Raw genomic sequence first — 10,021 nt, forward strand, 5'->3', positions numbered from 1 at the left:
TGAACTCTTCCGTAAAGCCCTTGCGTGCCATTTTTCACCTCTCCAGTTGACTCGAAGTCTACCTTTTGAGGTGTCCAGGTTTATTGGACCACTACACCCCGCCCCTCTCCCGCTCGCGGGAGAGGGGAGAAAGCTGTCGCGGCTATCTCACGAACTCTGAATCCCGCGCTTGCGAATGAAATCACCCCAGACCTTCGATTCCGAGGCCGCGCGCTGCTTGATTTGCGCGGGGCTGCCCACCACCGGATAGAGATACAGTGCCGACAGCTTGGCCTTGACCTGCGGATCGGCCAGCGCGGCCTGCACCGCCGCATTGAGCTTCGCAACGGTCTTCGCATCCAGCCCTGCCGGCCCCACCAGCGCGTACCAGCTCGGCATCAGCGGCACATCGATCCCCGCTTCCTTCACAGTCGGCACGTTCGGCAATTCCTTCACACGGTTCTGGCCGATGATCATGACCGGCACCACGGTGCCGCCCGTCACCTGCGGCAATGCCGCGCCCAGCACGCTGACCATGGCATCCACTTCGCCCGCCACCACGCCGGTCAGCGCCGGACCCGAACCCTTGTAGGCCACGTGCGTCATCTTCAAGCCGAGCTTGTCAGCCACGACTTCCATCGCCAGGTGCGTGGAGTTGCCCACACCGGCACTGCTGAAGGAGAGGCCACCAGGCTTGGTCTTGGCCTTGTCGATGAAGCTCTGCACAGACGTGATGCCGCTGGCTTTGCTGGCCAGCAGCACGAACGGCGTATCGACCACGGGCGAGATGAAGGTGTAGTCCTTCTGCGGATCGTACGGCAGCGTGGCGTACAGGTGCGGGTTGAAACTGAGCTGCGACACGCCGGTCAGCAGGACGGTGTAGCCATCGGGCTGCGCCTTGGCCACCGTGCTCATGGCAACGATGCCGTTGGCACCGGGGCGGTTGTCGACCACGATCGACTGGCCGAGGTCCTGCGACAGCCGTTCGCCGAGCAGGCGGGCCACCACGTCGCCGCCAGAGCCGGCGGACTGCGGCACGATCATGCGGATCGGCCGGTTGGGAAAGGATTCGTCCGCGTGGGCGGCGCCATGACTCAACACGGCCAGCAGGGTGAAAGCGGAAGCCATCAAACGTCGGTACATCAACAATCTCCAATCGAAGCAACAACAGCAGTCCATGAAAATTTCATGTCGATGGTATGGATCTGCGCGGCGATTCACCAATACGGTTTGCCGATGCCAACATAGGCAAGGGCTATGCCCCAGTGCATGCGCGAGGTTTGCGCGCAAACATGGGGCACGAAGCACTATTGCAATGCAACATCATCGCTGGCGTGCGCGTTGACCGTGCACGCGCCCGCGCGGTTGCGCGCCGCAGCGCACGGGTCATAGGGCACACCTATGGCCAGATCGGAATTTCGTCTTTCCGCAGGCAACGGGTGGCTCCTTACCATGGCAGCGTTCCCTCTGCGCACTTCTTGCCCCCTAAAAAACGATGTCCGATCTCGATACCCGTGGCAACGCGTGGCTGACGTCCCCGTCCGCCTATCTTGCCAGCCGCCCGTCCCGCTTCGCCGTCCCCGCACAGCCGTTCTCGCAATACCTGCCGATGCGCGATGGCTGCCGCCTCGCTGCCGACATCTATCTGCCGCAGTCGATGGCCGGTTCCGTCGTGCCCGAGCGCGTACCGGCCGTGGTCATCTTCACGCCGTATTACCGTCGATTCCGTCTAACGGGCGCCGGTGCCGAGCCCAGCCCCAATGCGGCCAAGTATCGCGATGCCTTCGTACCAAAAGGCTATGCCGTGGTCGTGGTGGATGTGCGCGGCACGGGCGCGAGCTTTGGCACGCGCGATGCGTTGCGCTCCCCCACCGAGCGCGACGACTACTACGAAGTGGCCGAATGGATTGCCAACCAGCCGTGGTCGAGCGGCAAGATCGGCTCGACGGGTATCTCGTACCTGGGTGCCGCCGCGTGTTTCCTTGCGAGCACGGGACACCCCGCCGTCAAGGCCATCGCCCCACTGTTCTCGGTGTCGGACATCTACAGCGAACAGCTCTATCCGGGCGGCATGCTGTCGAAGGTATGGGTGGAGGCGTACGACGAACTGATGCTCGCGCTGGATCAGGACCGCCGCGACCTCGTAGCTGGCTTTCCGTACTTCAACGACCCGCGCTTTGCTGGCCCCGAGCGCGTGGATGAAGACACCGATGGCGCGCTGGTGCAGACTGCGGTCGCCGAGCATCGCAACAACTTCACGCTGGCGGATCTGGCGCCCGAGTTCGCGTATCGCGACGGGGCGGCCTTCCACGATCCCTCGCTCGATTCCGGTAGCTGCAGCCCGTATCGCTATCTCGATGGCATCGCGTCCGACGTCGCGGTCTATTCGATCTCGGGCTGGTATGACGGTGGCGGCTACGCCAATGGCGCGATCACGCGGTTCCTGTCGCTGCCGTCGCACGACAGCCGCCTGCTGCTGGGTCCATGGGATCACGGCGCGCGCACGAACGTATCGCCGTGGCGTGCGCAGCCTTCGTCCGAATTCCCGCTGCTGGCCGAGGTGCTGCGCTTCTTCGATCATCATCTGCTGGACCTTCCCACCGGCCTCGATCGCGAGGCACGCGTGCACTACCACAGCATCCACGACAACCAGTGGAAACCGGCCGATGCGTGGCCACCCGCTCCGGGCAACACGCGACTCTACCTGAACGACGAGGCTGTGCTCTCGACTCGCGCACAGGCAGAAACCACCGCGCTTTCCACGCAGGTGAGCTTCGACTGGACCACCGGCCGCCAGACGCGCTACGAGCGGCTGGGTGCGGCCAATATCGAGGACTACTACGCGGACTGGCACCAGCACGAAGCCGCGCTGCCGCACTTCGATTCCGCGCCACTCTCCGCGCCGATGGCCATTGCCGGGCACGTGATCGCGCATCTCGATGTGGCATCGTCCCAGCCCGACGCCGCAGTGTTCGTCTATCTCTCGGAGGTCGAAGCGAGCGGCACGGTGCGCTATATCACCGAAGGCATGCTGCGCGCCTCGCATCGCAAGGAAGAGCCCTGCCCCGCCGGGTACCGCACCACGTGGCCCTATCGTGCGCACCGCAAGGCCGATGCCGAGCGGCTGACGCCGGGGTGCGCCGTGCCGCTGACGTTTGCGCTGCTGCCGATCGCGTGGACCTTGGCCGAAGGTAGTCGCCTGCGTGTATCCATCGCCGGTGCGGATCGCGGTCATTTTCCGCAGGTGCCGCATGGCCGACCGCCACAACTGACGTTGACGCTGGGCGGCGAGCGCGGCTGCATGATCGAGGTTCCTGTCGCAGATCCTGCTGCGGCGCGCTAGCCGTGCGAGTGCCCGGCCTGCACGCAAGGTGCTAGAGTCGGGCATCTCCCAACCGTCAGGCACCGCCATGGATTTCCGGCAGCTTCGCTATTTCGCGCGCATCGTCGAACTCGAAAGCATCACCGCTGCAGCCGATGCGCTGCATATCGCGCAGCCCTCGTTAAGCCAGCACGTGGTCAACCTCGAAGCGGAACTCGACGCCAAGCTGCTGGTGCGCGGCCCCTTCGGTGCACGGCCCACCGAGACCGGACAGATCCTGTATCGCCACGCCAAGATGGTGTTGCGCCAGATGGAAGAAGCGCACGCCGCCGTGCGCCACGGACGCGATGTGCCCTCTGGCCACGTGCGCGTGGGGCTGCCGACGAGCACCTCGCGCGTGCTGGCCGTGCCGTTGCTGCAACTGGTGACGGCCAACGTGCCCGATGTCACCGTGGAAATCGTCGAAGGCAGCAGCGCCGACCTGGCCGAGCTCGTCACCGCGCAGAAGCTCGATCTCTGCATCGCCATGGACGCGCAGCAGCGTCCCAACATGCACCTGATTCCCTTGCTCGATGAAGACCTCATGGCGGTGGGACCCGCCGCCAGCGGTCACGGCAACCAGCCGCTCACGCTGGCCGAGGTAGCCGCGCTGCCATTGCTGCTGCCCAGCTTTCCCAACTCCGTGCGCGTGCTGACCGACCGCGCATTCGTGGCCGCCAACCTCGAACTGCATCTCGTCGCCGAGACCAGTGCCGTCTCCGTCCTGCTCTCTGCCGTGAACGCCGGCATGGGCTGGACGATCTTGCCGTGGAGCGCACTGGCCAACGAGGCACCCGGCGCATTCGTGTGCGTACCGATTTCCGATTCCACGCTCTCGCGTCGCGTGTTTCTCTGCGTGGCGGGTGCTGCACGGCTGAGCCTGGCCTGCAAGACAGTAGAGGCGGCGATACTGCAGTTGATCGTGGATGCGATCGATAGCGGCGCGTGGCAGGGGGTAGCGGCGTTGGGCAGTTTGAAGGGGCAGGCGGAGTAGCTTTTTTCCTTTCGGTTTTCTCCCCTCTCCTGCACGCGGGAGCGGGGAGAAACCAGCAGTGATTCAACGACAGCCCCGCTTTCTGCGTCGCACAAATGGCGTGCCGCTAACACGCCAGAAGACCCTTGCCGCACACCCGATACGGCCATCGTGCGAAGAAAAAAGGACTCTCGAAATCGAGGAATTGCCGCTCTGGCGGGTGCACATACTTCGGGCCAGCAACACACGTTGTTCGCTACTTTCCAAAGTCTTGTTATCCCGTGTATCCAGAAGGAAGTCCCATGCCATTCTCCCGCTCCATCCGTTCCGCGATCACCACCATCGCCGCCCTCGCCGCCGTTTCCGTCGCTGGCCTTGTTCATGCCGCGCAGCCCCCCGCCCATCCCACGCCCGTGAAGAACGTGGTGCTCGTCCACGGCCTGTATGCCGATGGCTCCAGTTGGGAGAAAGTGATTCCGCTGCTGCAGGCGCACGGGTTGCACGTCACCTCGGTGCAGAACCCGACCACCTCGCTCGATGCCGATGTGGACGCCGTCAAGCGTGCCATCGCCCAGCAGGACGGCCCGACAGTACTCGTTGGCCACTCCTATGCCGGCATGGTCATCACGCAGGCCGGCGATGATCCGAAGGTCTCGGGCCTCGTCTATATCGCGGCGCGTGCGCCCGATGCTGGCGAGGACTACCCCGCACTGACCCGCAAGTTCCCTGCCGCACCGGCCTCCGCTGGCCTGCAATGGTTCGACAACTACGGCAAGCTCTCCGAGCAGGCGTTCGTCAGCGACTTCGCCGGTGACCTGCCGCCGAAGGAGGCGCTTGCGTACTATGCCGTGCAGCAGCCCATGGGCCGCGCCATCACCATGGCCAAGACCACGGTGGCCGCGTGGCGTGACAAGCCCACGTGGTACGCCGTGTCGACCGAAGACCGCACGATCAATCCCGATCTGGAGCGCTTCATGGCCAAGCGGATGTCGGCGCGCACCATCGAACTGCCATCCAGCCATGTGTCGCTGATCTCGCATCCGCAGGAAGTGGCGAACCTGATTCTCGACGCCGCAGGGCAATCGCACTGATCGCCTCACCCGGCCGGCCATCGCCGATGGCTGGCCGTTCCGTTCCGCTTTCCGTAAGGATCGTGGACGGTCCTTAATTGATGCCGCGTCCGCGGCACCCTATTGTCTCCCTACAACGAATCCATCGATGCCCGACCGAGGCATCGCCACACCGGAGACAACATGCCTGTTCCTTCCCGCCTGCGCCCGCCGCTGCACTAGCAGCGCCCTGCCCGCGCGGCGGCCACGTGCCGCCAGCCTTTCCTTTGCTGTTTCCGTCAGGCGCGCATCGCGTGCACGCCTGCGATGGAGTTCGCCATGTCGCAACACCTGATATCCATCACTGTGCTCGGACTGATGTTCGTGATTGCCACGGTGCTACCGGTCAACATGGGCGCACTGGCGTTCGTCGGCGCCTTTATCGTCGGTTCCTGGGTGGCCGCCATGCCGGCGAAAGCAATTCTCCTCGGCTTTCCCGCCGACCTGTTCCTGACCCTGGTGGGCATCACCTACCTGTTTGCCGTGGCGCAGAACAACGGCACCATCGACTGGCTGGTCAGGCTGGCCGTGCGCGCGGTGGGCGGACGCATCGCGGCCATTCCATGGATCATGTTCCTGATCGCGGCAACGCTGACTGCCGTGGGCGCGGTAAGCCCCGCCGCCGTGGCAATCATTGCGCCCATCGCACTCGGATTCGCGGCGCGCTACGGCATCAATCCGCTGATGATGGGCCTGATGGTGATCCACGGCGCGCAGGGCGGCGGCTTCTCCCCGATCAGCATCTATGGCGGCATTACCAACAAAATCGTGCAAAAAGCGGGGTTGCCGCTCAACGAGATGGCCACGGCGTTCGCCAGCTTCGGCGTCAACCTGGCCGTGGCTGCAGGTCTGTTCGTGGCCTTCGGCGGCCTGCGGTTGATGCGCAAGTCCGCGCCGGCAGTGGCCACTGCCACCTCGCCCGTTGGCGATGTGCTGACCATCGGTGCGCCGTTTGCGGCACGAACCATCCCCGCACAAGGCGCACAGATCTACGGCGATGCCGAGGCCGAAGCGGGAATGGAAGAGCGCAAGACCATGGACCGCGACAGCAATGCCCTGCTCGGCGGCGCCGGTGGGCAGGATGCCGACGCGCCGGCCGGTCTCTATCAATACCTCACCGTGTTCGGCCTGGTCGCCCTGGCGGTGCTCACGCTCTGGCTCAAGCTCGATATCGGCTTTGTCTCGCTGACCATTGCCGTGCTGCTGACGCTGATGGCGCCGGAGCAGCAGAAGCGCGCACTGGGCCAGGTGTCGTGGCCCGAGATCATGCTGATCGTTGGCGTCAGCACCTACGTGGGCGTGATGGACAAGATGGGTACGATCGATTTCGTGGGCCATAGCGTGGCAAACCTCACCTCCCCGCTCGTGGCCGCCTTGCTGCTGTGCTTTGTCGGTGCAGTCGTTTCGGCCTTTGCGTCTTCTACGGCAGTGCTGGGGTCACTGATTCCGCTGGCCGTGCCGTTCCTGCAGCAGGGTTCCGATGTCAGCGCCATCGGCTTTATCGCGGCGATGGCCGTGGCCTCGACCATCGTCGATGTCAGCCCGTTCTCCACCAATGGCGCGCTGGTGCTGGCCAACGCGCAGAACGTGGATCGGCAGGCGTTCTTCCGGAAACTGCTGATCTACGGCGCGGCGGTGACGGTGATTGCCCCGGTTGTGCTGTGGTTTGTCTTTGTGGTGCTGTAGACCTTTTTGTATCACCGAGTACGCCCCTGCCCGGCCATATACACGCCGATACAAAAGCCGTGGTCGGCAGACACATGGCGTGTGCGCCGGGTTCCTAGACTTCTCTCCAGGTTGTTACCACACACACAGGAGAGAAACATGTCGGAAAACTTCAGCTTGTCTCGTCGCGGTTTCTTCGGTACGGCAGCGGCCACGCTGGCCGCCGCCCAACTGGGTCTGTCCGAAGCCGCCCATGCGGATTCCGGCATCGTCAAGGCACCTGCGCTGCCGGCTACGCAGCCCGGCACGCACACCCGCTTCGAGACGATCAAGCAGGTCCGGGCCGGCGTGCTCGACGTAGGCTACGCTGAAGTTGGCCCGGCAAATGGCCCGGTGGCGCTGCTGCTGCACGGCTGGCCGTACGACATCCACGCCTTTGTTGACGTGGCACCACTGCTGGCCGAACGCGGCTACCGCGTGATCATCCCCTACCTGCGCGGCTATGGCAGCACGCGCTTCCTGTCGGCCAAGACGCCGCGCAACGGCGAACAGGCTGCCATTGCCGCCGACATGATCGACCTGATGGACGCCCTCAAGATCCAGACCGCCGTGGTGGCCGGCTTCGACTGGGGCGCGCGTACCGCCGACATCATGGCCGCCATCTGGCCGGATCGTTGCCGTGGCCTGGTCTCGGTCAGCGGTTACCTGATCGGCAGCCAGGCAGCCGGCGCGCAACCCCTGCCGCCGGAAGCCGAACTGCAGTGGTGGTACCAGTTCTACTTCGCCACCGAGCGCGGCGAGATCGGCTACAAGAAGTACACGCACGACTTTGCCAAGCTGATCTGGAAGCTGGCCTCGCCGAAGTGGGAATTCGACAACGCCACGTTCGACCGTAGCGCCGCCGCGCTGGATAACCCCGACCAGGTGGCCATCACGATCCACAACTATCGCTGGCGCATGGGCCTGGCGAAGGGCGAGGCACGCTTCAACGCGCTGGAAGACCGACTCGCCAAGGCACCGAACATCAGCATTCCGACCATCACGATGGAAGGCGATGCCAACGGCGCCCCGCATCCGAAGCCCAGCGCCTACGCCAGCAAGTTCACGGGCCGCTACGAGTTCCGCGAAATCACTGGCGGCATCGGCCACAACCTGCCACAGGAAGCGCCCACCGCGTTTGCGCAGGCCGTGCTCGACGTGGACAAGAAGTAAGGAGGCCAACATGTCGATGCGCCGGATGTTGTTGCTCGTGACCATGGCGCTGTCCGCGCTGGCTTCGGAACTGGGCGGTGCCGGTCATCGGTGTGTGTTCAATGCCATGCCGGGCCAGACGCGCCCGCGCAAGGAAGACGACAAGCCGTCATGAGTTGATGGTGGTGGTAGTGGTAGTGGTAGTGGTGATGGTGATGGTGGTGATGCCGGCGGCGGCGAGAGGAAAGCTCGCCGTCGCCAGTATTGCCGTCAGCGGCCCGCTGTCCTGACCTTCAGCGCTTGCACGCCGCGCAGGTTGTTGCGGCGGTGCCAGGCGAGTTGTTCGAGATCCACCGGCCTGAGGTCCGGAAAGCGCCCCAGCAAGGCGCGAATCGCCACTTCGATTTCCATCATGGCGAGGCGTGCGCCCAGGCAATAGTGAATACCACCGCCGAAGCCCAGCGCCGCCGTGGCATCGCGTTCGATATCGAGGCGGTCCGGATCGGCAAACACGGCGGGATCGCGATTGGCCGCGCCCAGCAGCATGAAGACGATACTGCCGCGCGGCACATGCGCGCCGCCAGCTTCCACGTCTTCCATCGCCGTACGCACCACCATCTGCACGGCGCCATCGTGGCGCATGCACTCGACCACCGCGTTGCGTACGAGCGATGCGTCCGTACGCAGGCGCTGCAACTGGTCCGGATTGCGGAACAGCGCAATCATCGTGTTGCCAATCATGTTCGACGTGGTTTCGTGGCCCGCTACAAACAGCAGGATCACGTTCGAAACAATCTCGTCCACGCTCAGTGTCGTACCGTCTTCCTCCGCGGCGACCAGTGCGGAAATCAGGTCGTCACCCGGATGCGCGCGCCGTTGTGCCACCACATCGCGGAAATGCGCCTCCAGCACCAGCGCCGCTTCATCGGCCAGCGCGAGCTGGTCGGCATCGAGCGGTGCCAGATCGAGCGCCGACGCCAGCCGCGCGGCGTGTGCGCCCAGGCGTTCGCCGTGCTCCAGCGGAATATCGAGCATGCGGCAGATGATCTCCACCGGCAACGGGAGCGCAAAATCCGCCACGATGTCGAACTCGGCCTGCGGCCCGATGCGATCCAGCAGTCGCTGCGTGGTGGCGGCAACGATCTGTCGCATGGCTTCCACCTGCCGCTGGTTGAACGCCTGCATCAGCAGCGCCCGCAGCCGCGTATGCGCGGGCGGATTCATCATCAGAAAGGTGCGGCTCAACGCCTGGAACACCGGCTGCTGCGTGGCGGCCTCGCCGTAGCGCGCCTGCACGCTCTGCAGATACGTCTTGCCCATGCGCCGGTCACGCAGCAGTGCGTCGATCACGGCATGGCGGCCCGTTACGAATACATTCGGACCAAGCGGCAGCAGCGGCCCGGCCTGGCGAATCTGTTCATACAGCGGATAAGGATTCTCGAAGAAAGCGGGGGAGGAAAACGACTGCAGATTCATGAGGGGAGATCGCGCATTGTTCTTGTTCGATCCGCGTTATATCAGCCACCCCTGCCTGCTTCCATGCAGGCTTTGTATCGTAGTGTGTCTGGCAGGGCCCAAGATACATGAGGATGCGGACGGTTTCGAATGGTTGCAAATTTGGAGCCATCCCTGTGTTTGCACCCTCTCCCGCTTGCGGGAGAGGGGCGGGGGAGAGGGTCAGCGGTGAATATTGCGATGCGGTCGGCAAGCAGAACCTCCAGCCCTCTCCCCCAACCCCTCTCC

Annotated in this window: 8 protein-coding genes; 6 read left to right on the forward strand and 2 right to left on the reverse strand. The window is 64.3% G+C overall.

Annotation, left to right across the window (positions count from 1 at the left end):
- Positions 1-147: 147 nt before the first annotated feature.
- Positions 148-1,122, reverse strand: a complete 975-nt coding sequence (locus FFS21_RS31050; RefSeq protein ID WP_237380463.1) for a Bug family tripartite tricarboxylate transporter substrate binding protein — start codon at positions 1,120-1,122, stop codon at positions 148-150.
- A gap of 352 nt (positions 1,123-1,474) precedes the next feature.
- Between FFS21_RS31050 and FFS21_RS31055 the strand changes: the two genes are divergently transcribed.
- The 6 genes from FFS21_RS31055 (at position 1,475) to FFS21_RS31080 (ending at position 8,453) form a co-directional block, all read left to right on the forward strand.
- Positions 1,475-3,322: a CocE/NonD family hydrolase gene (locus FFS21_RS31055; protein WP_137928510.1), complete on the forward strand. Its 1,848-nt coding sequence runs from the start codon at positions 1,475-1,477 to the stop codon at positions 3,320-3,322.
- A gap of 67 nt (positions 3,323-3,389) precedes the next feature.
- On the forward strand, positions 3,390-4,334 hold the full coding sequence (locus FFS21_RS31060) for a LysR substrate-binding domain-containing protein (RefSeq protein WP_137928511.1): 945 nt from the start codon (positions 3,390-3,392) through the stop codon (positions 4,332-4,334).
- A gap of 281 nt (positions 4,335-4,615) precedes the next feature.
- Entirely contained in the window at positions 4,616-5,404 is a 789-nt protein-coding gene (locus FFS21_RS31065; RefSeq protein ID WP_137928512.1) for an alpha/beta hydrolase, read from the forward strand.
- A 297-nt stretch (positions 5,405-5,701) separates the two neighbouring features.
- Positions 5,702-7,108 (forward strand): SLC13 family permease, encoded by a 1,407-nt coding sequence (locus tag FFS21_RS31070; RefSeq protein ID WP_137928513.1) that lies wholly within the window; start codon positions 5,702-5,704, stop codon positions 7,106-7,108.
- A 138-nt stretch (positions 7,109-7,246) separates the two neighbouring features.
- Entirely contained in the window at positions 7,247-8,299 is a 1,053-nt protein-coding gene (locus FFS21_RS31075; RefSeq protein WP_137928514.1) for an alpha/beta fold hydrolase, read from the forward strand.
- A 10-nt stretch (positions 8,300-8,309) separates the two neighbouring features.
- Complete coding sequence (locus FFS21_RS31080; protein ID WP_237380461.1) at positions 8,310-8,453, forward strand: MarR family transcriptional regulator; 144 nt, start codon at positions 8,310-8,312, stop codon at positions 8,451-8,453.
- A gap of 95 nt (positions 8,454-8,548) precedes the next feature.
- Here the strand turns inward: FFS21_RS31080 and FFS21_RS31090 are convergent, their stop codons facing one another.
- A complete protein-coding gene (locus tag FFS21_RS31090) occupies positions 8,549-9,754 on the reverse strand; it encodes a cytochrome P450 (protein ID WP_137928516.1) in 1,206 nt (401 codons plus the stop codon).
- Between the last annotated feature and the right edge of the window lie 267 nt (positions 9,755-10,021).

It is taken from the genome of Cupriavidus sp. 2SB, assembly GCF_005503625.1.
GTDB lineage: Bacteria > Pseudomonadota > Gammaproteobacteria > Burkholderiales > Burkholderiaceae > Cupriavidus.